The following is a 22,447-nucleotide window of genomic DNA, read 5'->3' as shown; positions in this document are numbered from 1 at the left end:
TCCGGGCGCCCCTCCTCTGCCCCCCTGAGTCAGCACATCCCACATGTAGCCCGGCTAAGCACAGCGCCAGCCGGGGAAAACGCTGACGCTTGAGTCGGCAATCCCCGGCGGGCAGAGGAAGGTTGAGATTACGCGCCGCTGGCGAAGATGTCCGCCAGCCCGCTGCGCCGCTCGGTACGGGCGACGATGGACTGGGTTAGCACCTGTTCATCGGCATAAATCGATAGCCGCTGTTTTGCCCGCGTGATCGCGGTATAGACCAGCTCGCGGGTGACCAGCGGTACGATTTTGGCGGGCAGAATCAACGCCGCATGGTCAAACTCTGACCCCTGCGATTTATGCACCGTCATCGCCCAGGCGGTGTCGTGCTCCGGCAAACGACTTGGCTGCACCGATTTAATGCTGCCATCCGGCATCGGGAACCAGACGCGCAGCCCCTCTCCTCGCTCCAGTGCAATACCGATATCGCCGTTAAACAGCCCCAGCGCGCTGTCGTTGCGCGAAATCATCACCGGACGCCCTTCATACCAGCGTGAATGCCTCGGCAGCGTTATCGCCCGCCGACGGTTAAGCATCTGCTCCAGCTGTTCATTCACCCCGCTGACGCCGTATGGGCCGTCGCGCAGGGCGCACAGTAACTGAAATTCACCAAAGGCGGCGATCAGGGCCTCCGGCTCGGCCCGCTCGCGCAGTAGCTGCAAATAGCGACCGTACCCCGCCTGCGACTGCTCTAGCATGGCTTCATATTCTTCAGTCGTACTCAGCGGATGCAGCACAATATCCTCGAAGGCCTGGCGCAACGTCGCTCTGACGCCGTGGCGATCGCCGTTGTTCACGGCGCGAGCCAGGCTACCAATGCCGGAATGACTGCCAAAACGATAGCTTTTTTGCAGCAGGCACAGGCTGTCGCGCAGCGCGCCGGCAACATCACTTTCGCCCGCCGGTACCGGGTGGCCGGTCAACCTCTCCAGCTGCGCCGCTCGTCCGGCGGTATAGCCGGCATTGACCCAGGCACAAATATCCCCGAGTACCGCTCCGGCCTCCACCGACGCCAGCTGATCGCGGTCGCCGAGGAAAATAACCCGCCCGTGTTCCGGCAGGGCATCAATCAGCCGCGCCATCATCGGCAGGTCAATCATTGAAGCTTCATCCACCACCAGCACATCGAGGTGCAGCGGATTGCCGGCGTGGTAGCGCATCCGTTGGCTACCGGGCTGAGCGCCCAGCAGACGATGCAGCGTGCTGGCTTCGGTAGGTAACAGCGCCTTCTGCTCATCGGTTAGCGGCAGGCGACGCAGCGCCTCGCCCAACGATTCCGTCAATCGCGCCGCCGCTTTCCCGGTCGGCGCCGCCAGTCGGATGCGGCAGCGCGGTTGCCGGGTTGTCTGAATCAACGCCGCCAGCAGCCTGGCGACGGTGGTGGTTTTCCCGGTGCCGGGACCGCCGGAAATCACCGAAATACGACGGGTCAACGCCACTGCGGCGGCAACCTTTTGCCAGTCGATCTCATCGCTGGCGGGGAAAAGAGCGTCCAGCGTTTGCGCCAGCAGGGCCTCATCAACGTCCACAACCTGGTTAGCTTCGTTGAAGAAGCGGGCAACGGTCAGTTCATTACGCCACATCCGGTTGAGATAGAGTCGGTCGCCGCACAGGACGATCGGCGTCGGACGTTCGCCGTCGCTGACGGCTTCCGAAGCAAGCAAAAGCGCAGACCAGTCATCGGGTACGCCCGCCTGGGCCAGCAGCTGTTCACGCAGTTCATTGGTTTTACCGCTCAGAAACTCGTCCGTCCGCAGACGCGATATCGGCAGACAAACGTGCCCCTCGCCAGCATCACGGCTGAGCACCGCCGCCGCCAGCTTCACCGCCGGATGCGCCTCTTGCGCCACCATCAGGGCAAACTGGACATCTAACGGGCGCAGCAGGCGCTGACTGGCCGCTTCCAGCAGCAGTTCATCCATCGTCATGACAGAACCTCCAGGACGTCTCCGGCAAACAGCGCATCGAGACCGTCAATCAGCGGCTGCACGGGACGGGTAGTGAAAATGCCCTGCTCGCCGCTCTGCCCGTCCATGCCGCGTAAAAAGAGATAAATCACGCCGCCAAAATGGCGTTCGTAGTCGTAGTCCGCAATGCGGTGACGCAGGTAGCGGTGCAGCGCCAGACTATAGAGCTGGTACTGCAGATCGTAGCGGTGCGCCCGCATCGCCTGTTCCATCGCCTGTCGGGTATAGGCCTCGCGGTCCGCTCCCAGCCAGTTCGATTTATAATCCAGCAGGTAATATCGGCCGTTATGGCGGAAAACGAGGTCAATAAAGCCTTTTAACATCCCGCGAACCTGGCGGAAGTCGAGGGGCGGGCAATCCACGGAGAGCGGATCGTAGCGGCGAATCAGCGCATCCAGACGCAGCGGTTCCAGCGGGCGTTCGATAGGCAAATAGAAGGCCATTTCGACCTGCTTATCATTCGTGGAAAGTTGGTTCAGCGCGATCCCGGCCCCCGGCAACGGAGTACGTAGCACATCATCCAGCCACTGCGTCAGCACCGGCGTCCACTGCTCGCCGAAGCCGCCGGACTGCAGCTTTTCCGCCATCCAGTCAGCCGGGACCGGTTGGGTAAAATCGAGATCTTCAAACAGGCTATGCAGGAATGTCCCCGGCGATGCGCCGCGCGGAAACTGATGCGGCGTAAGCTGCGGTTCTGCGGCGACGTCACCGACGCCGGCGGCATCAACGTCAAGGCGCGGCAACAGGTCCTGAGCCGCGCTCTGACCATGCTGCTGTAATCCGGAATAGCTGGTCACCCGCCAGTCATCGCTAACCTGACGCACAAGGCTCCTGGCGGACAGCGGCGGCAGCGTTTCCTGCGGCGCCTGCCAGGGCGTTGCATCCGGAGCGGTAGGCATTTGCAGCGCGATATCCTCGCCGCAGAAGGCTTGCAAACGCGCGGCCAGCCCAGCGGCATCCATGGCTTCGCCGCCCTGTAGCAGACGCCCGAGCGCGCTGTGATGAAAATCGCTGGCGCCGGGTTTGTCGCTGCGTCGGGTACTCAACGGGGCCACGCCGAGGCTACAGTGCCAGACCGCGCGGGTCAGCGCGACGTACAGCAGGCGCAAATCTTCCGCCAGGCGCTCCGCTTCCGCCAGCTCCAGACTGCCCTCATCCTGACCAAGATCGAGCACCGCGGCAAACGAGTCGCGATCGTGATAAAACGCCTGATCCTGTTTGCGGAAACGAGCAATAAACGGCAGCCAGACCAGCGGGTATTCCAGCCCCTTCGATTTGTGGACGGTGACGATTTGCACCAGGTGCTTATCGCTTTCCAGGCGCATCTGCTGACTGGACGCATTGCTGTCCGGTTCGGCGATATGCTGCGTCAGCCAGCGCACCAGCGCATGTTCGCTTTCCAGCTGGCTGGCTGCCTCCTGCAGCAGTTCGCTGATATGCAGGATGTCGGTTAAACGGCGTTCACCGCCGACCGTCACCAGCAGATTTTCCGCAATCTGCCGCGCGCTCATCAGCGCACGCAGCATCGGCATCACCCCGCGCTGGCGCCAGATTTGCCGGTAGATGCTGAACTCTTCAACCAGCGCGTCCCACGCTCGTTCATCCTGATTGAGGCGTTCAATATCCAGCGCATTCAAGCCGAATATCGATGTTGCCAGCGCACTGCGTAGCGTATTTTCTCGTTCGGGAGCCAGTACCGCCTGCAGTAGCCATAAAATCTCCTGCGCTTCCGGCGTGTCGAAAACGCTATCGCGATTAGAGAGATACACCGACGGGATCGCCAGCGCCCGTAAGGCATCCCGGATCAACGAGGCTTCCTGACGGTTACGTACCAGAACCGTGATATCGGAGGCCTGAACCGGCCGGGCTGCTTTGTCATTACGCCAGAGCAACGCGCGCCCCTGTTGACCGGCGCTTAGCCAGTCGCGAATTTGCGCCGCGCACAGCTGCGCCATATACGTCTGATAGTCACCGGATCCCACGGCCTCGCCCGGCATCAGCCAGATGTTCATTGCCGGAACCGCGTCGTTATCCACGGTAAAGCGCAGCCCGTGGTTTTTCCCGGCCGGTTTGACCGGCAAGAAAGGGATCTCCCGGAACATAAAGGGGTTATCGCTCAGGCTGAACAGGCGGTTAACGCTTTCAACCACCCCGGGAGCAGAGCGCCAGTTGGTATCCAGCGTATAATGAGCAGCCACATCGCCACGCGCTTTCATATAGGTGAAAATATCCGCGCCGCGGAAGGCATAGATGGCCTGCTTGGGGTCGCCGATAAGCAGCAGCGCCGTCTCCGGCTGCTGCCGCCAGATACGGCGAAAAATTCGGTACTGCTGCGGGTCGGTGTCCTGAAATTCATCAATCATCGCCACCGGGAAACGCTGACGAATGGCGCTGGCCAGCGCTTCTCCGCTCTCGCCGCGCAGCGCATCATCCAGCCGACTGAGCATGTCATCAAAACCGAGCTCGCCGCGCCGACGCTTTTCCCGGGCGACCGCTTCGCGGATCTCCACCATCGCCCTGGCGATAACCAGATCCGTCAGCGTCAGCGGAGAAGAGAGCAGCTCTTCAACCGCACTGAACAGCGGATGCACCGGCGGCTCACCGCCGGCTTTAGTTCGTTCATGTAAGAAGGCCTGCGAGAATTTCTCCAGCGCGTCAGGAAGTTGATAACCGAGCGTCTCTTCCTGCGCCCAGGCGTTGATTTTCTCTATCCACTTTCCCTGGTTGCCGCGATTGAACTTACGGCGGTCGAGACCGGAGTTCTCCAGCACCCCCTCAATCTCAGCAACCTGTTCCCGCCACTGTGTTTTCATGGCGTTAATGCGCGCAATAATGTGCTGATGGCGTTCGGCCAGCGTCTCTTCCGCTGCCGGCGGGGATTTGAGCTGCGGAGCTTCGCCCTGCAACCAGCGATCGAGGGATTTCAACAGATCGCGCGGACCTTTCCACGCCTCATGAATGACGGCGGCGATCTCCCGCGGCAACGGATAGCAATGTCGACGCCAGAAGTCTGCGCAGGCCTGGTAACGCAGCCGGGATTCATCTTCGATCAGCTGCTGCTCAAAGAGCATGCCGGACTCAAAGGCATTGAGACTCAGCATCCGCTGACAAAAGCCGTGAATGGTAAATACCGCCGCTTCGTCCATCTGTCGTTCCGCCAGCAGCAGCGTATTCGCCGCCTGGTTCTTATCCGCAATTTCAGCCAGCAAAGCGCTATAGAGGGGATCGGTCGCGCTGTCGCGCAGGCAGGCAATGCGCAGCTCGTGGATATTGCTGCGAATACGGCCGCGCAGTTCTTCGGTGGCCGCTTCGGTGAAGGTCACCACCAGCAGCTCTTCCACGCTGACCGCACGAGGAAAGGCGGATTCCCCGCCAAGCCCCAGCAGTAGCCGCAGGTACAGTGCGGCGATGGTAAAGGTTTTTCCGGTGCCCGCAGAGGCTTCTATCAAGCGCTCACCCGTCAAGGGCAAGCGCAGGGGATCCAGAGACTCGGCGGTTTCGGTCATTCGTTCTCTCGCATCAGGGGTAAGGATTTCTGCAATGCGCTGACGTTTTCCCAGACTTTGCCACCTTCAGGATGGACGTAATCGGTCTTGCCATTCTGGCTGCCGGAAATCTGGGACAATATCGCCATGCCTTGCGGAACCACCACCGTCTGATGGAAGAAGTCGGCAAGTTTTTGCGGCGTCAGCAGTTTTATCTGAGCCACTACTTTATCACGTGAATCGAAGCGCATATTACCGCGATCGAAATCTTTGCTCAGCTGCGAGGCTTCGCCGCCCAGGGTTTGCGGCGCCTGAGTCATCTGGCTTATCACCGCCTGCTGGATTTGCGCAAACTCTGCCGGGCTCATCGCCCGCAGTTTAGCTTCCGCGGTCGGGAAGAACGCCTGGAAGCGTTGCCAGAGGAAAGCAGGCTGTTTATCGCTGCTTTGCAGCAGGAAGCCCATCCCCCACTGGCGCCCGACGTTCATCGGGAAAGCAAAGACCGCGTAGCCAAGCTGCTCTTCGGTACGCAGCTGGTTATAGAACCACGGCTGAATAATCTGCCCGAGCAGGGAGCTGGCGGCGGAGCTGCTGTATTCATCCACGTTCGGCGGGGCGAAGACGGCGGCCAGCGCCGAATCGGTGCTGTTACCGGTTTTTTCAAAAATCGCCAGCTGCTGACTGTTGATCAGGACGTCTTTGTTGCGACACCACTCATTGCCATCAGATCCCAGCTGCTGCTGGATCTGACGCGCCATGGCGGTGGACTGTTCAGCGGTGAGGTTGCCGATCACCAGCAGCTCCGGGCGCCCTTTCGCTTTCAGGTTGTCGCGATAGGCCAGTACCTCTTGCAGGCTAATTGACGGCAGCAGCGCCCGGCGCTCCTCGCGCTGGAAATAGGGCACCTGGGACAACATCTGAACCGGCATGATCGCCTGGTCGTAGGCTTTACCTTTGTCCGCCGAGTCCATCATCTGCGCATACCAGGATTTGGCCTGCTCCATCTGCTCTTCGGTCGGCGTATAGCTGAAATAGCCGTCCAGCAACGCGGTAAACAGCTGCGGCAGCCGCTGGGTGTAGCCATTGGCATTGACCATTAACCCGTTATTGGCGCCGGTTGAGAAGGAGATGCCGCCCACCGCTGCCTGGTTGCTGAGCTGATCGAGAGCGATGCCTGCCAGATAGTCATTCAGCGCGAACATGACCTGGCTACGAGCGCTGTCCATGGCCTGCGGATTACGCAGCACCAGAGAAACGTCAGCCTTTGGCTCGCTGGCGAAGAACTGACTGGGCGCATAGACCACCCGCAGCGTCGGCTCATCAACGATCAGCTGCGGATGCGGGTAGGCTTTATCGCTTTTAATCAGCGTAAAATCGTCAGGAATATAAGGGTTCAACACCGGCAGCTTCAGGTCGATAGCGCTCGCCTTCTGCTGCCAGTCGCTAAAGGTCTGCGCGCTGATCTTGTCGACCTGATACGGCGCATTCACAAAGTAAGCGGTTTTGTTATGCGGCTCTTGCGGGCTGATATACCAGACGCGTGCATTTTGCGGCGTCATCATGGCCAGCCGGTCTTTAATCGCCTGCGGATCGTAGCGATCGGCGATATTGACCACGTCCAGCGCATGCTCCACCGGTACGCGAATCATGGTGTCCGCCAGCCATTCCACGTAATCCATATCGCGGCTGATCGACGGATAGCGGAAATCAAGCTCCAGAACATGGGACAGCTCATCGAAATAGCGTTTGTCGATGCCCTGGCTACGCAATAGGTTGAGGTAACTGAAGATCGCCGCCGCCACTTCATCACGGTGCGCCAGACCTTTGTCGGTCAGGGTCGCCGAAATCGCCAGCACGCCGCTGTTGCCGTTGACCGCCGGATCGGAGTCCGCGCGAATCCCCTCGACCAGGCCTTGCTGCTGCAGCCAGTCAGATAAGGTTCCCGGGCTGCGGTTGCCGATCATGTAGGTCACCAGCTCGTCGGTTTTGCTGCGGAATTGCTCGCTGTTGTTATCAATACGGAATTCAACGCGCAGCACTTTGCGCGGCATTGCCGGGACGTAGTGAATGATGATGCCCTTTTGCGCATCGGTCACGACCGGGACGGTGATTTCCGGTTTGTTGATATTGTGGTTTGGCACCCGGCCATAGGTTTTCGCCGCGATGCTCGCCAGTTCTGGCAGCGGTTTGTTGCTGTAAATGACCGCCTTCATCAGGTTCGCCGAGTACCAGCTGTCGCGGAAAGTATGCAGGGCGTCGAGCACCGGTTTACCGGGCTTGTCGCTAAGCGTCTCAAGGTTACCGCCGGAAAAATGCGAAGCCGGGTGCGCCGGGTTAATGGTTTCGGCACTCACCTGGGCCATGCGCATCCCGTCACGGGTGCGCGCCATGGTCAGCTCGGCGTTGACCGCATTGCGCTCGCGATCGGCATATTTCTTATCCAGCAGCGGAGCGGCAATGGCATCAGCCAGACGATCGACCGCGCCGTCAAGGGCATCGTTTTCGACTTCAAGATAGAAGGCGGTGCGATAAGGCGCGGTACTGGCATTATGGCTGCCGCCGTGCATTTTCAGAAATTCGGCGAGGCTGTCCGGCTGCGGATAATTTTGCGAGCCCATCAGCGTCATGTGCTCCAGAAAATGCGCCAGCCCCTGATGATCGACGGGATCCTGCAGCGACCCCACGGGCACCACCAGCGCAGACAGGGATTTCACCGCCTGCGGATCGGAAACCAGCAGGACCACCATGCCATTATCCAGGCGAATGGCCTGATACTGTCGGGGATCTTTTTCGCTTTTACGAATGGTTTCCTGAATCGGTTGCCATCCGGTATCTGCCTGACTTAACGGCGCCCAAAAGGCAGCCAGTACTAAAATAACCTTGAACCATACACTGCGGGGCATTCACGAACCTCATCATTAACAAACTTTGCGCTGACTGCGTCAGCGTTATGCACATCAGTCCGTGATTGGTTGCGCATGATAATTGAACACCTTATTCTGCGCAATTTTTATACTATTACAAATTTATTCGGACTGATGGAAACGAAATATCGGCAACAGGTAGCGCTGTGTTTGCGTGATAATTTCTTCATAGTAAGCCGGTTCAAGCGTGCGCCAGAGGCGTTGATACCACACATCCGTCCCTTCGCCACTGACCACCATATTACCTTCATAGACCTGAAGAAATTTGCTACGCGCTTTTTGTTGCGTCTCTTCATCCGTTAACATGACATCCTTTTCAGCGTCATAACAGACTTTTAGCCATGCACCGCCGCTTTCCGGCAGTAACAGCAGCGGTCTGGACATGCCTTGCAGGTAGCCTTCTACCAGCTGATCAAGGTACGCTTTGGCCTGTTCCTGCGCCAGCGGCGGGAAACGCCACTCGCCCTCTTTGCGCACCAGCAGTCGGCTTTCACCGGTTCCGCCGCTAGCACAGTAGACAAGGTGTTCCAGCCAAAGTTGCATCCCCTGCGCGACGCTCAGCAGCGACGGTCGCCAACGCAGCAGACCGTCAGATTGTACCTGCTGTAGCCACCCCGTAATGTTGACTCCGTGACATTGCAGATCGATTTCCATGCTCTGCCCCGGCTGACGGCTGGCAATGACCCGCTCCGCAAGGTTCTGCATCTCCTGACGCTGCGTCTCCCAGGCCAGCTCACCAAAAGCGCCAAAGGGCAGCTCTCCCGCGGCGCGGAAGCGACGATACATCGTCGACGCATCCTGTTGTTCAATCAGCGTATTCAGCAACTGCTGGTTCAACTGATAACGGCTAAGTCCTTCGAGGGTGAACGGCTCGTCATCGGGAATTTCACTCTCTTCAGAACGGAAGTTAACCCGCAGGCGCTGCTGGAAAAAGGCGCGTACCGGGTGTTGCCAGAATCGCAGCAGCTGTTCAAATGACAGCGTTTCGATAACCGGCGCCGGCAACGGCTGGATAAAGTCGCCATGCGCCTCTCCCTGCTGGCTGGCAGCCGCCAGCCACTCCCGGGCGTAGCTCTGATATTCATCATCACGGAAATTGGCCGCATCAAAGGGCATGCGCGTATGCAGATGGGTGATATGTGCTTTGACGCGTCGCTCGCTGGCGTCACAATCCAGCGCCTCATCCCCGGCCAGGCAGTGGCTCTGGCCAATATAGTCCGCCAGTTCTTGCACCAGCACCGAAGGATAGCGTTCGCTATTGTCCTGAATCGAGCGGCCGATGTAGCTGATATACAATGTCTGTTCGGCGGACATCAGCGCCTCCAGGAACAAATAGCGGTCATCATCACGACGGCTGCGGTCGCCGCGCTGCGGTTTCTGACTCATTAAATCGAAGCCCAGCGGCGCCAGCGTCCGCGGATAAACGCCGTCGTTCATCCCGAGCAGGCACACCACTTTGAACGGTATAGAGCGCATCGGCATCAGAGTACAGATGTTGATCGGCCCGGCGAGGAAGCGCTGGCTGATACGCTGCTGGTCCAGCCGCTGCGCCAGCTCATCGCGCAATAAAGACAGAGGAACGGACTGCTCATATTGTGCCTGGGCACCTTCGCCAATCACCGTCTGCCATTGCTGTTCAATCAGCGCCAGCGCCGCTTCGGTGTCGCCGTCGGGCAAGAAAAAGTCATTGAGCAGTTCGCGACAAAGCGGCAACCATTCCGCCAGCGGACGTTCCTGCGCCAGCTTCCGGCGCCAGAGGTTGAGCTGCATCAGCAACGAAGCCAGATTACCCACCAGTTCAGCGATCAGCCCGCTGGATTCATCATAGGGCAGGACCGACTGCCATTCGCCCTGGCTGCTGTCCATCGCATAGCCCAGCAGCATCCGCGTCAGGCCAAAGCGCCAGGTGTGTTGCCCGGTGGCAGGCAGATCCAGTTCGCGCACATTATCGTCATCCATTCCCCAGCGCACGCCGGATTCATTAACCCACTGACGCAGATAGCGCAGCCCCTCTTCGTCAATGTTAAAGCGCGCGGCGAGCACCGGAACATCCAGCAGAGCCAGGACATCTTCGCTGGCAAAGCGGCTGCCGGGCAGAGCAAGCAGCGTAATAAATGCCTGCAGAGCCGGATGCGATTCTGTGGCGCGCCGGTCGGAAATCGCCCACGGTAGCCAGCGTTCGCCGCTGGCGCTGCCGAATACCGCCTGAATGTAAGGGCTGTAGCTGTCGATATCCGCCACCATCACGATAATATCGCGCGGCGTCAGTTCAGGATTCGCCTCCAGCATCGCCAGCAGCCGGTCATGCAGCACCTCGACCTCACGCTGCGGACTATGGCAGACGTGGAGGGTCAGGCTACGATCGTCGAGTGCCAGCGGGCGTTTGCCGTGACTGTGGGCAAACTCTTCGGCGCTTCTTCCGGCCACTGCGGTATTGCGCAGTTCGAGGATATCCGCCTGCAAATTGTGCAGCAGATTATCCGGCGTAATATCGACAAAGGCATCCAGCTCTTCATAACGATCCAGCCCGGCCAGCAGATAGATGTAGTCGCGACCCAGCTTCCCCCAGGAAGCGAGCAGCGGATTACCGACGTCCTGTTCCCCCGCATCGTTAAACAATGCTGGCGCCTGCCCGGTATCGCGAAACAGCGGGAGTTCGCGCGGTTCACGATGATGACGGCGCTGGCGTGACAGCAGTTTCGCCAGAAAAGCCGGGTCTTTAATATCGCCCCAGTAGTAACGACAGGGGTTGGTGAACAACACATACACATCGACGTGCTTGCCCAGCGCCTGAAGCGCCTGCAGGTAAACCGGCGGCAGCGCCGAAATTCCGCAAATAAAAACTCGCGAAGGTAGACCGGCCGGAGGTTCATCCGCCGCTTCCAGCGTGCTGATAAAGCGCTGGTACAGATTGGCACGATGCCAGAGCGGCTGCCCCAGCGCAGCGGTATGGTCGACCAGCGCCTTCCATAACGGCGCCTGCCACTGCTGGGCGTCGCCGAGGCCATCGACGCGCTCATTTGCCTCCCAGCGCATCAGCCATTCCGGGCGATAAACCAGATACTGGTCATAGAGGTCGGCGACCCGGGCTGCCAGCTGAAACAGTTTACGCTTGTCGCTATCGTCGCTGAGATAGTGGCATAACAGCGTAAAAGCCTCATCGTCAAGATGTTGCGGCAGGAGGGTCATCAGTTTCCAGCTCATGCTCTGCTTACTGAAGGCGCTTTCCCCGGGTATATCCGACAGTACGCGGACAAACATGTCCCAGATAAAGCTCGCCGGCAGCGGGAAGTCGATATTGGCGGCAATGCCAAACCGTTTTGCCAGCGTCATCTGTAGCCACTGCGCCATCCCGGTACTTTGCACCAGCACCATTTCCGGCATGAAAGGGTCATCCAGCCGCTGGCGCTCGACGATAAATTCCATCAACGCTTCAAGAACATCCAGACGGTTTGAGTGGTACACCCTTAACATATTCGCTCCTGACTACTGACTGACCGGGCAATGCAGCCGGGTCATCTGCACCCGTTTATCCACGGGCATGGTGATCGTTACCGTGATGCTGACACATCTGGCCGCCGATGTCTGCAAGCGGGTAACGGACCCACCGGGTGGGATCTCCGGAGGGTTCATCTGACCATAGCGCCACGCGTCGCGCCACAGCTGGCGATATTGATTTAACTGGATAAAACCATTGGCCAGCCCACGCTGGTAGCCGCCAAGGGCGGTCACCACCATAACCAGTAACGTCATCGCCAGCAGCGTTTCCGGCAGGCTAAAACCTTGCTCATGGTTCACGGCATCCGACACAGATTCGCCTCCGTTAGTGGACAAAAGTCGCTCCAGCCGTGGGGAGAAAAGCGCACCACGCCCTCTTCAACCCGACCAGATTGCCACAGCAAAATGCGACCGCCGCTGGCGATTAACAGGGCGGATGCATCGTCAAAAATGCGCAGGCAGGCGCGCCAGCCCCCGGCAGCAGAATCACGGCAGGCGTTGGCATCGTGTACCGTCCACGCCAGAGTTTTTCCCCACTGCAGCGCGGAGTGCGCACCGGCCGTTTCGCGGATCGCCTGAGTTTCACCCGCGGTTTGCGCCAGCAAGGAGCGCTGCTGCTGGTTCAGCCCTTGCAATAACATACTGCCAAGCGCCAGCAGCAAAAGCACCATCAGCAACGAGGAGGCTCCCCGCTGGCGGTTCATAAGTTATACCCGGTCACGCGGTATTCCGCCTGAGCCGAAATATGGGGATCCGCAACCGCATGCGCCGCCAGCATGACGGTAAGCTCCGGAGCAAATCCGGCGATATCCTGGCGGGTAACCTGAAAATGAGTCACGTTGAGTGCTCCGGGATTCGTCATTTTTTCCCATCCCCCGTCGCTGCAGCTGGTCACACCGCGCCGCGTTTCCAGCGCCCCGTTGTTCAAACGAAATCCTGTCGCATCAGACATTGCTTCCGGCGTGGCATCCCACGCGCCGTTGCTATTACTATCCCAGCGGACGATCGCACAGCGACCATCGCTGGCGATAAGCAACGGTTGTCCCACGCACTCCCCGGCGCAATAGCCCGCACGCTGCAGATGTTTTGCTACCGTATACACGCGCTGCCAGAGTTCGTTATCCAGAGACTGCTGCTGCGTCTGCCGCAGTGTCTGCCGTTGCAGAGCAGGCAGAAAACGCGATGCGCCCATCAGTAAAATCGCGCTGATGGCCATTGAGATAAGCGTCTCGGCCAGCGAAAAACCTCGGGGAATCAGAGGCACGATGCGTTCTCCTCGTTGCGGCACAGGCGAATTCGCCCCCAGCCAGATACGATAATATTCCAGCTCCCCCCCGCGCTTTGCAGCCGGATATGTCCGGCCCAGGCGCTGTTACGCAACCCGTAAAAACCTAATCCCGGCGTGATGTGGCTGAGCGCCACTTCCGGCCAACGCGGCAGCAGCGTAAACGGCGTTACTGCCGCACACTCCGCCAGCGTATCCTCGGCGCTCAGACACCAGACGCCGCCGCTTTGCCCCACGCTCACCAGTCGGTTGCGGTTATGCCAGTTCGCGTCGTCGCGTAGCAGCACCAGGTAGTCGCGCACCTGGCTGGCGGTTTGCCATAAGCGCTGTTGTTGCTGCCAGCTCTGCCAGCCGTACAGCCCTCCTGCGCTGAGAATAAGCACCAGCGTCAGCGTTATCAGGGTTTCAATCAGGGTGTAGCCACGTTGTCTGTTCATGGCGCGAGTATGGGGAAAAAACGGCGCGGAGACGACGGGCAAAATAGCCTTTCGCGAGGCGTGCCGAAGCCAGGCATCAGGTTTGCAGACGATTACAGAAAATCAGGAAGCGAGTTTGCGCAGGCAAAAAAACCGGCGCCTCAGGCACCGGTTTTTATCTCTTTACGACATCCTGTGCCGGGCGAATTAAATCGCCACCGGCGCTTTAATTCCCGGATGCGGGTCATAGCCTTCGATGTCGAAGTCTTCAAAACGGTAGTCGAAAATCGACGCTGGTTTCCGTTTGATGATCAGCTTCGGCAATGGACGAGGTTCGCGGCTCAGCTGCAGATCCGTCTGTTCAAGGTGGTTGCTGTAGAGGTGAGTATCCCCACCGGTCCAGACAAAATCACCGACTTGCAGATCGCACTGCTGGGCGACCATGTGCACCAGCAGCGCATAGCTGGCGATGTTAAACGGCAGGCCGAGGAACACATCGCAGGAACGCTGATACAGCTGGCAAGAGAGTTTGCCGTCCGCGACGTAGAACTGGAAAAACGCGTGGCACGGCGCCAGCGCCATTTTATCCAGCTCGCCGACGTTCCACGCAGAAACGATGATGCGACGTGAATCCGGATCGTTTTTCAGCTGTTCCATCACCGTGCTGATCTGGTCGATATGGCGGCCGTCCGGCGCAGGCCAGGAACGCCACTGTTTGCCGTAAACCGGCCCCAGATCGCCATTTTCATCCGCCCACTCGTCCCAGATAGTGACGTTGTTTTCATGCAGATACGCGATGTTGGTGTCACCCTGGAGGAACCACAGCAGTTCATGGATGATGGAGCGTAAATGACAGCGCTTGGTCGTCACCAGCGGGAAGCCTTCCTGCAGGTTAAAACGCATCTGATGGCCGAAGATGGAGAGAGTGCCGGTACCGGTGCGGTCATTTTTTTGCGTGCCCTCGGCGAGCACTTTCTGCATCAAATCAAGATACTGTTTCATGGTTCCTCAAGAAGTTTGTTGCTGCGGACGACGACGGTACGCCCAGACCATCATAATGATACCCGCAAGCACCATTGGGATCGAAAGAATCTGCCCCATGCTGATGTACTGTACCCATTCACCGGTGAACTGCTGGTCTGGCTGGCGGAAGAACTCCACGATAATGCGGAACAGGCCGTAGCCAATCAGGAACAGACCGGATACCGACCCGGTCGGACGCGGTTTACGGATAAACAGGTTCAGAATCAGGAACAGGACGACCCCTTCCAGCGCCAGCTCGTACAGCTGCGAAGCGTGACGCGGCAGCGCGCCGTAGGTATCAAACAGCGATTGCCATTCCGGATGAGACGGCAGCAGCGCCAGATCTTCCGCGCGCGAGCCGGGGAAAATCATCGAATAATGGAAGCTCGGATCGACGCGGCCCCACAGTTCACCGTTGATAAAGTTGCCCAGACGCCCCGCCCCGAGGCCAAAGGGGATCAGCGGCGCGATAAAATCGGCGACCTGGAAGAAAGTGCGTTTAGTGCGTCTGGCAAAAATGATCATCACGAGGATGACACCAATCAGGCCGCCGTGGAACGACATGCCGCCGTCCCAGACGCGGAACAGATACAGCGGGTCCTGCAGGAAAACCGGCAGATTATAGAACAGGACATAGCCGATACGGCCACCGAGGAAAACGCCAAGGAACCCGGCATACAGCAGGTTTTCGACTTCGTTTTTGGTCCAGCCGCTGCCCGGACGGTTGGCCCGACGGGTGGCTAGCCACATCGCAAAAACAAAGCCGACCAGATACATCATCCCGTACCAGTGGAGGGAGACCGGCCCAAGGGAAAATATGACCGGATCAAAATCCGGAAAATGCAGGTAGCCACTATTCATCTGTCACCATAAAGACTTGTTATTCCGCCGAAAGTGGACAGCGGTGATCATACACGCCCGACCTATACGGGTGCTCCAAGGGGGCGAATAATAGCATAAGGTTAATTCGCTGGCCGTGCCGTTGTTGTAAAAGATATGTATACGGATGCTAACGGCACACGGGAGTTTTCCCGGAGGCGGTGCCGATCACCTGTCCGGGTTACCTGACTGAGCCGTTATTTTGCCGGGTGGCGCTACGCTTACCCGGCCTACCGCTCTCTAACGGCTAACGGCCGCCGCGGATCAAGCCGCCCAGACCGCGTCGCTCCATGAAGGCCGCCACCTGATGGCGAACCTCGGTGGCCATCTGCGCTTCAAGGCTCCGACGCGACAGTTCCTGAGCTTCGGCAATATCGATACGTCGCAGCAGGTATTTGACCCTCGCCACCGAACGACCGTTCATGGACAGGTGGCGATAGCCAAGACCAATCAGGATCGTCACGCACATCGGATCGCCCGCCATTTCACCGCACAGCCGCAGGTCAATGCCGAAGCGTTCGGCATCATGCGCAATCATCGCCAGCGCCCGCAGCACCGCGGGATGCAGGCTGTCATACATGCTGGCAACCCGGGTGTTGTTGCGATCGACGGCGAGGATATACTGAGTCAGGTCATTGGTCCCTACCGAGATAAAATCCACGCGGCTGGCAAGATTCGGCAGCATAAAGACCATCGAAGGCACTTCCAGCATTACGCCAAGACGCGGGCGAGGAATAGCGTAGCCAATCATCTCTTCGACTTCACGGCTGGCGCGATCGATCAGACGGCGCGCCTCATCCACCTCATCAAGACTGGTCACCATCGGCAGCAAAATACTCAGGTTGCCGGTGGCGGCATTGGCACGCAGCATCGCGCGCACCTGGATGAGAAATATTTCCGGCTGATCGAGAGTAATGCGGATGCCGCGCCAGCCGAGGCACGGGTTCTCTTCGCTAATCGGCATATACGGCAGCTGTTTATCGGCGCCGATATCCAGCGTACGCAGGGTCACGGGCTTTTCATTAAACATCTGCAGCATGCCCTGATACTGGGCGACCTGCTCCTCTTCCGACGGGAAACCGCTTTGCAGCATAAACGGGATTTCGGTCCGGTACAGGCCGATGCCGTCGATAAAGTTGCCAAGCTTTTCTTCATGTTCCAGGCTCAGGCCAGCGTTCAGCATGACCTTCACCCGCTCGCCGCTTTTCAGCTCGGAAGTGTGTTCCAGATCGTCTTCCGCCAGCCGGCTGAGTTCGTTCTCTTCGCTGACCAGACGCTGATATTCTTGCAGCAGCGCCGGTTCCGGGTCGACCAGCAGTTCGCCGCGGTAGCCATCCACCACCAGCATGTGGCCGTGGAGCAGCGAAGGCTGGATATCAGCCCCCATAACCGTCGGGATCCCCAGCGCCCGCACCATAATGGCGGCGTGGGAGTTGGCTGCGCCATCGCGGACGACGACGCCCGCCAGCCGATCCTGCGGAACTTCCGCCAGCGTCGTCGCTGACAGCTCGTCGGCCACCAGCACAATACGCGCCGGCCAGGTATTAGGCCCCTGAATCGTATCATCGAGATGGAAAAGCAGGCGCTGACCCAGCGTACGCAAATCGCCGGCCCGCTCTTTCAGATACCCGTCGCTCAGCGCGGCAAACTGTTCGGCGAACTTCTCGATGATCTTCTTCACCGCCCATTCTGCCACCGCGCCTTTATCGACTTCCGCAAACAGCTCGCGACGCAGACGCGCGTCGGACAGGAGGTGTGAATAGAGATCGAAGATCGCCGAAGTCTCTTTTTGCGCCCCGGCGGCATAACGCTTGCTGTAGCGACGAAACTCGTTCGCCGCCTCTTCCAGCGCACCGGTCAATCGTTCGCGTTCGGAAGCGGTATCAAGAGTCGATGCCTCATACACCTGTTCCATGAGCGGCAGACTGATGTCCATCCAGCCTTCGGCAATGGCCACCCCGGAGGAGGCGGGCAGCGCGCGAATACGCGTCTGTCGATACTGGCCAAACAGCGCGGTCAGCTGAGACTGGGAAAGAATGGCGGCCATTTGCGTCGCCAGGGTGACGAGAAACGACTCTTCGCTTTCATCAAACTGACGCAGCTCACGCTGCTGCACCACCAGCACACCCAGCAGCTGACGCCGCTGGATAATCGGGACGCCAAGAAAAGCGCGGAAGCGATCCTCTTTGACGGCAGGAATATATTTAAAGCTGGGATGTTTTTGCGCATCAGCAAGGTTGATAGGCTCCGCAAGGCGCCCGACCAGGCCAACGAGGCCTTCGTCAAACGCGAGCGCAACGGTACGCCCGCGAGGTTTTTTCAGCCCGCGAGTGGCCATAAGGTAATAACATCGTCGGTCGTGATCGGCCAGGTAAACCGAACAAACTTCCGTTTCCATCGCTTTGCAGATATCGGTGACCAGGATATCCAGCGCCTCGTTTAAACGCGGCGCACTCGCGACCTTCTCGACGATTTCTCGTAACCGAGTGAGCATAATATGCGTGGCTTAACCTCTTTTACGTCGATAAGCAGGCGCGCTTTGCGGTTTAGGTGCACTTTCCGCCAGCGACATGGTCACGCTGGCAAACTCTTTCATCACCCGGCGGTACACGTCGCGCTTAAACGACACCACCTGACGAACCGGGTACCAGTAACTTACCCAGCGCCAACCATCAAACTCAGGTGTACTACTGGTTTGCATATTGATTTCTGCATCGCTGCCGATCAACTGCAGGAGAAACCACTTCTGTTTCTGGCCGATACAAACCGGCTTTGTGTCCCAACGCACCAAACGTTTAGGCAACTTGTAACGCAGCCAGTTACGGGTTGAGGCCAGGATTCGCACATCTTTACGACTTAACCCAACCTCTTCGAACAATTCCCGATACATTGCCTGCTCGGCTGATTCCCCTGGATTAATGCCCCCTTGCGGGAACTGCCACGAGTGCTGACCATAGCGCCTGGCCCACATAACCTGGCCCTGGCGATTACAGATTACAATACCGACATTTGGGCGGTAGCCATCGTCATCAATCACCGGACTACCTCAAAATAATCTTCAATGTGAATGATTGTTTCACACTCGCTGTAAACGGTAAACCACTCTGTTGTCACTGTGCGATCGAATAACATTTGAATAACTCACAGTAATCAGCAGAGTTATAAACAACGAAAGCGATCGAGAGCCCATTTTATTCACTTTTTCTGTGGATAGAGTTGTGAAGAAGTATGGAATTACCCAGGGAAAACCCAGAGTAGTCCGAAGTGCTTACGAATAGCATAATTTAATAATGGCATTATATTCATGATGTTATCACATATATCTTTCAGTAATTACAGTTAAACGTGATGATCATCACATATGCGATCCTGGAACTGATGAAAGATCGAACAATGTCGATTTTATCCACAGATTATCCGAGTCCACTGGGCACATTTTGTCTAAAAATTCGATTTTCGTCGCACGTCAAGGCTGTAAATGGAAACAGTAGTGCCGCTTTTCCCCAGTTATCCCACTTTTCTGTGGATAACATGGTGTAAGATCCTGTTCATTGCCAGTGACCAGTTCTGGAAAACCCGCTACCACTCTTTTCACAACGACAAAAAAATGAAAAAAAACCATACGAATCATCAAATTGTCATAGTTACCCAGGAAAAGGTAAACTCTATCCACAACGCACTGAAATACCGTTCATTTTTTAACCAGAGGTTTTGCCGTATGCCCGCCATCGCGCCGTTAACGTCCCCACCGCAAACCCAGCAGCAGCTCCTGGCCCAGGCGCAGGGGCTGGCAGGCTACTCGCTGGGCGAACTGGCGGCGCTGGCAGGGATTCCCATTCCACGCGATTTAAAGCGCGATAAAGGCTGGATCGGTATTCTGCTGGAGATTTGGCTGGGCGCCAGCGCCGGGAGTAAACCCGAGCAGGATTTCGCCGCGCTGGGCGTCGAACTGAAGACCATTCCTGTCGATAGCCAGGGCCGTCCGCTGGAAACCACCTTCGTTTGCGTCGCCCCGCTCACTGGTAACAGCGGCGTGACCTGGGAGAGCAGTCACGTGCGCCATAAGCTCAAACGCGTTCTGTGGGTGCCGGTGGAAGGGGATCGCGCCATTCCGCTGGCGGAACGCCGCGTCGGCGCTCCGCTGCTGTGGAGCCCCAGTGAAGAAGAGGATCGCCAGCTGCGAATGGACTGGGAGGAGCTGATGGATCTGATTGTGCTCGGCCAGGTGGAGCGCATCACCGCCCGTCATGGCGAGGTACTGCAGTTGCGCCCGAAAGCCGCCAACAGCAAAGCGTTAACCGAGGCGATTGGCGCCCGCGGTGAGCCGATTCTCACGCTGCCGCGCGGCTTCTACCTGAAGAAAAATTTCACCGCCGCCCTGCTGGCCCGTCATTTTCTCCTTGGCCACGATTAATTTTTTGTTCTGCCTGCCAGGTTGCATATAATTGCGACTTTCTTTTTTGCAGGACTTTGAACAATGTTATTTGCATGGATAACCGATCCCAACGCCTGGCTGGCGCTCGGTACACTGACGCTGCTGGAGATCGTGCTGGGGATCGATAATATTATTTTTCTCTCTCTGGTTGTTGCCAAACTGCCCACCGCCCAGCGTGCTCACGCAAGACGTATCGGGTTGATGGGCGCGATGCTGATGCGTCTGGGGCTGCTGGCCTCTATCGCCTGGGTCGTGAAGCTGACCAATCCGCTGTTTACCGTTTTCGACCAGGCAATCTCGTTTCGCGATTTGATCTTACTGCTCGGCGGTCTGTTCCTGATCTGGAAGGCGAGTAAAGAGATCCACGAGTCGATCGAGGGCGAAGAGGAAGGGCTGAAAACCAACGTCCATTCATTTATGGGCGCCATCGTGCAGATCATGATACTGGATATCATTTTCAGCCTCGACTCGGTCATTACCGCCGTTGGGCTGTCGGATCATCTGTTCATCATGATGGCTGCGGTGGTCATTGCCGTCGGCGTAATGATGTTCGCCGCCCGACCGATTGGCGACTTTGTTGACCGTCATCCGTCGGTGAAAATGCTGGCCCTGTCGTTTCTGATTCTTGTCGGCTTTACCCTGATGCTGGAAAGCTTCGAGATCCATATTCCGAAAGGCTACATCTACTTCGCGATGTTCTTCTCGATTGCCGTCGAAAGCCTTAACCTGCTGCGTAATAAAAAAAATCCGCTGTAAGCCACAAAAATGCAGCCCAAACCTGGGCTGCAAACTTTTTTAAGACTTTACTGCTTTTTATGTCTCACAAATCAGGCTATTAATACACTGGTGTGAGGTGCGACCATTCAAGAGGTAATGACGATGAAAAAATGGGCAGTATTGATTTCCGCCGTGGGACTGGCGTTCTCGGTTTCCGGTTGCAGCAGCGATTACGTGATGGCGACAAAAGACGGACGCATGATCCTGACCGATGGTAAGCCAGCCGTTGATGATGATACCGGCCTCATCAGTTACGAAGATCAGCAGGGCAATAAAATGCAGATCAACCGCGACGATGTTTCGCAGATTATTAAACGTTAAGACTTTTCGTCGGCCAGCCGCCTGCCAGCACTCGCCTGGCGAGGCCGCCTTCCCCGACAGCGGACCCTCTTAATAAAGAGTCGGGATCCTCTGAAACCTCCGCAGCATCGCGTCTTCGGATTCTGAACCCCCGGCTTTTTTGATTTTTTTACTTCCTCTTTTTCTCCCCCTCTGCCATTTTGATACTCCTTTGTCGGGGAACTCCTGACCTTGTTAATAAAAAAGGAAGCCGGCTATGCAGTATCACCGTATCCCACACAGTTCTCTTGAAATCAGCACGCTCGGGCTGGGCACTATGACTTTTGGTGAGCAGAATAGCGAGGCCGACGCGCACCAACAGCTCGACTACGCTGTCAGCCAGGGCATTAACCTGATTGATGTCGCTGAAATGTATCCCGTACCGCCGCGCCCGGAGACCCAGGGGCTGACGGAAACCTACGTCGGCAACTGGCTGGCGAAACGCGGCAATCGCGAAAAGCTGATTATCGCCTCCAAAGTCAGCGGCCCTGCGCGTAATAACGACAGCAGCATTCGTCCGAACCATGCGCTGGATCGTAAAAATATCCGTGACGCGCTGCACGACAGCCTGAAGCGCCTGCAAACCGATTATCTCGATCTCTACCAGGTTCACTGGCCACAGCGCCCGACCAACTGCTTTGGCAAACTGGGCTATAGCTGGACCGACACCACGCCGGTCGTCACCCTGCTGGATACACTTGAAGCGCTCACCGAATTCCAGCGTGCCGGTAAAATCCGCTATATCGGCGTCTCCAACGAAACGGCCTTTGGCGTCATGCGTTATCTGCACCTGGCGGATAAACACGACCTGCCGCGCATCGTCACCATCCAGAATCCCTACAGCCTGCTGAACCGCAGCTACGAAGTGGGTCTGGCGGAAGTCAGCCAGTATGAAGGCGTTGAGCTGCTGGCCTACTCCTGTCTGGCATTTGGCACCCTGACCGGCAAGTATCTTAACGGTGCAAAACCGGCCGGCGCGCGTAATACGCTTTTCAGCCGCTTCACGCGCTATAGCAGTGAGCAGTCGCAGAAAGCGGTAGCGGCCTATGTCGATATCGCCAGACGGCATAACCTCGACCCGGCGCAGATGGCGCTGGCCTTTGTCCGTCGTCAGCCGTTCGTCGCCAGCACCCTGCTGGGCGCCACCACGCTGGAGCAGCTTAAAACCAACGTTGAGAGCCTGCATCTTGAGCTGAGTGAAGCGGTATTAGCGGAAATTGAAGCGGTGCATCAGGTCTATACCTACCCGGCACCGTAAGCGTCAAACCCTCCCGGATAGCGGCTGACGCCTTATCCGGGCTACCGCAAAGACTAAACAGTAGCCCGGCTAGCCTACTGCGAGCCGGGGATTCCCGGGTGACGCCGTAAACGGCTTACCCG

Annotated in this window: 16 protein-coding genes and 1 pseudogene; 5 read left to right on the top strand and 12 right to left on the bottom strand. The window is 57.8% G+C overall.

Annotation, left to right across the window (positions count from 1 at the left end):
- Positions 1 to 128: 128 nt before the first annotated feature.
- The 12 genes from recD to rppH all read right to left on the bottom strand — a co-directional run bounded on the left by recD (position 129) and on the right by rppH (position 18,553).
- A complete protein-coding gene (recD, locus tag GRPL_RS16585; protein WP_032690902.1) occupies positions 129 to 1,967 on the bottom strand; it encodes an exodeoxyribonuclease V subunit alpha in 1,839 nt (612 codons plus the stop codon).
- Entirely contained in the window at positions 1,964 to 5,512 is a 3,549-nt protein-coding gene (gene recB / locus GRPL_RS16590) for an exodeoxyribonuclease V subunit beta (protein WP_032698864.1), read from the bottom strand. The genes recD and recB overlap by 4 nt, the downstream gene beginning before the upstream one ends.
- Complete coding sequence (gene ptrA / locus GRPL_RS16595; protein WP_032698863.1) at positions 5,509 to 8,394, bottom strand: pitrilysin; 2,886 nt, start codon at positions 8,392 to 8,394, stop codon at positions 5,509 to 5,511. Before ptrA ends, recB begins: the two co-directional genes overlap by 4 nt.
- Positions 8,395 to 8,517: 123 nt before the next feature.
- Positions 8,518 to 11,889 carry an exodeoxyribonuclease V subunit gamma gene (gene recC, locus GRPL_RS16600; protein WP_032698862.1) on the bottom strand — a complete coding sequence of 1,124 codons (3,372 nt, stop codon included), beginning with the start codon at positions 11,887 to 11,889 and terminating at the stop codon, positions 8,518 to 8,520.
- Positions 11,890 to 11,901: 12 nt separating this feature from the next.
- The gene (locus GRPL_RS16605; RefSeq protein ID WP_249807876.1) at positions 11,902 to 12,168 is read right to left on the bottom strand and encodes a prepilin-type N-terminal cleavage/methylation domain-containing protein; all 267 of its coding nucleotides are present in this window, start codon (positions 12,166 to 12,168) and stop codon (positions 11,902 to 11,904) included.
- A gap of 41 nt (positions 12,169 to 12,209) precedes the next feature.
- Positions 12,210 to 12,617 carry a DUF2509 family protein gene (locus GRPL_RS16610; protein ID WP_032690897.1) on the bottom strand — a complete coding sequence of 136 codons (408 nt, stop codon included), beginning with the start codon at positions 12,615 to 12,617 and terminating at the stop codon, positions 12,210 to 12,212.
- Positions 12,614 to 13,171, bottom strand: a complete 558-nt coding sequence (locus GRPL_RS16615; protein ID WP_228304925.1) for a prepilin peptidase-dependent protein — start codon at positions 13,169 to 13,171, stop codon at positions 12,614 to 12,616. The genes GRPL_RS16610 and GRPL_RS16615 overlap by 4 nt, the downstream gene beginning before the upstream one ends.
- Entirely contained in the window at positions 13,168 to 13,635 is a 468-nt protein-coding gene (locus GRPL_RS16620) for a prepilin peptidase-dependent protein (RefSeq protein ID WP_032690895.1), read from the bottom strand. The genes GRPL_RS16615 and GRPL_RS16620 overlap by 4 nt, the downstream gene beginning before the upstream one ends.
- A gap of 186 nt (positions 13,636 to 13,821) precedes the next feature.
- A complete protein-coding gene (gene thyA, locus GRPL_RS16625; RefSeq protein ID WP_032690892.1) occupies positions 13,822 to 14,616 on the bottom strand; it encodes a thymidylate synthase in 795 nt (264 codons plus the stop codon).
- A gap of 6 nt (positions 14,617 to 14,622) precedes the next feature.
- The gene (lgt, locus tag GRPL_RS16630; RefSeq protein WP_032696727.1) at positions 14,623 to 15,498 is read right to left on the bottom strand and encodes a prolipoprotein diacylglyceryl transferase; all 876 of its coding nucleotides are present in this window, start codon (positions 15,496 to 15,498) and stop codon (positions 14,623 to 14,625) included.
- Positions 15,499 to 15,763: 265 nt separating this feature from the next.
- Positions 15,764 to 18,010 (bottom strand): phosphoenolpyruvate--protein phosphotransferase, encoded by a 2,247-nt coding sequence (gene ptsP / locus GRPL_RS16635; RefSeq protein ID WP_004867094.1) that lies wholly within the window; start codon positions 18,008 to 18,010, stop codon positions 15,764 to 15,766.
- 12 nt (positions 18,011 to 18,022) lie between these two features.
- Entirely contained in the window at positions 18,023 to 18,553 is a 531-nt protein-coding gene (rppH, locus tag GRPL_RS16640) for an RNA pyrophosphohydrolase (RefSeq protein WP_004867097.1), read from the bottom strand.
- 453 nt (positions 18,554 to 19,006) lie between these two features.
- On the opposite strand from rppH, the pseudogene GRPL_RS28645 reads away from it, so the two are divergent.
- The 5 genes and pseudogenes from GRPL_RS28645 to GRPL_RS16655 all read left to right on the top strand — a co-directional run.
- Positions 19,007 to 19,146, top strand: a pseudogene (locus GRPL_RS28645) (hypothetical protein); the annotation flags it as partial.
- Between the two features lie 88 nt (positions 19,147 to 19,234).
- On the top strand, positions 19,235 to 19,930 hold the full coding sequence (gene mutH, locus GRPL_RS0125590; protein WP_032698877.1) for a DNA mismatch repair endonuclease MutH: 696 nt from the start codon (positions 19,235 to 19,237) through the stop codon (positions 19,928 to 19,930).
- A gap of 63 nt (positions 19,931 to 19,993) precedes the next feature.
- A complete protein-coding gene (locus tag GRPL_RS16645; RefSeq protein WP_032690888.1) occupies positions 19,994 to 20,707 on the top strand; it encodes a TerC family protein in 714 nt (237 codons plus the stop codon).
- Positions 20,708 to 20,830: 123 nt separating this feature from the next.
- Positions 20,831 to 21,049 (top strand): YgdI/YgdR family lipoprotein, encoded by a 219-nt coding sequence (locus tag GRPL_RS16650; RefSeq protein WP_004867116.1) that lies wholly within the window; start codon positions 20,831 to 20,833, stop codon positions 21,047 to 21,049.
- 235 nt (positions 21,050 to 21,284) lie between these two features.
- A complete protein-coding gene (locus GRPL_RS16655; RefSeq protein WP_032690887.1) occupies positions 21,285 to 22,325 on the top strand; it encodes an NADP(H)-dependent aldo-keto reductase in 1,041 nt (346 codons plus the stop codon).
- Positions 22,326 to 22,447: the final 122 nt, after the last annotated feature.

Origin of the sequence: Klebsiella planticola ATCC 33531 (assembly GCF_000735435.1) — a bacterium.
Lineage (GTDB): Bacteria > Pseudomonadota > Gammaproteobacteria > Enterobacterales > Enterobacteriaceae > Klebsiella > Klebsiella planticola.
The sequence above is the reverse complement of the archived record's forward strand: the minus strand, read 5'-3'. Positions and strand labels throughout refer to the sequence as shown.